The sequence below is a fragment of the Aquitalea pelogenes genome (assembly GCF_001515305.1).
GTDB lineage: Bacteria > Pseudomonadota > Gammaproteobacteria > Burkholderiales > Chromobacteriaceae > Aquitalea > Aquitalea pelogenes.
The window spans coordinates 1-478 of the sequence record NZ_LNQV01000119.1; the positions used below are offsets into that span (position 1 = coordinate 1).

General features: G+C 50.6%; 2 tRNA genes and 1 rRNA gene. All 3 read left to right on the forward strand.

Going from position 1 to position 478, the window contains the following annotated elements:
• Nucleotides 1-81: ribosomal RNA gene (locus AWT75_RS20465) — 16S ribosomal RNA — on the forward strand; the annotation flags it as partial.
• Between the two features lie 64 nt (nt 82-145).
• Nucleotides 146-222, forward strand: a tRNA-Ile gene (locus AWT75_RS20470).
• Nucleotides 223-379: 157 nt separating this feature from the next.
• Nucleotides 380-455 (forward strand) — tRNA-Ala (locus tag AWT75_RS20475).
• The last annotated feature ends 23 nt before the right edge of the window (nt 456-478 follow it).

Genomic DNA, 478 nt, shown 5'->3' on the forward strand with positions numbered 1-478 from the left:
CTTACCACGGTGGGATTCATGACTGGGGTGAAGTCGTAACAAGGTAGCCGTAGGGGAACCTGCGGCTGGATCACCTCCTTTCTAGAGAAGGCGATCGTCAAGTATTCACAGCCTATCGGTTATTCGAGATTTTAAGGGTTTGACTGGGTTTGTAGCTCAGCTGGTTAGAGCACTGTGTTGATAACGCAGGGGTCGAAGGTTCGAGTCCTTCCAGACCCACCAGTTTTTATCTGGGTGCTGTAGACAGCACTACGGATAATCCATTTTTGTTTCAGATGCTATCTGGGACAAAAAGATAAAGCCGAAAGACAAGGCGCAGCGCGACGACGTGTACATCATGTACACGAGGAGCGATGTAACGCGGTATTTCGGGTTTAGAGGGGGATTAGCTCAGTTGGGAGAGCACCTGCTTTGCAAGCAGGGGGTCGTCGGTTCGATCCCGTCATCCTCCACCACCACCTTACAGTGCAAACAAAAG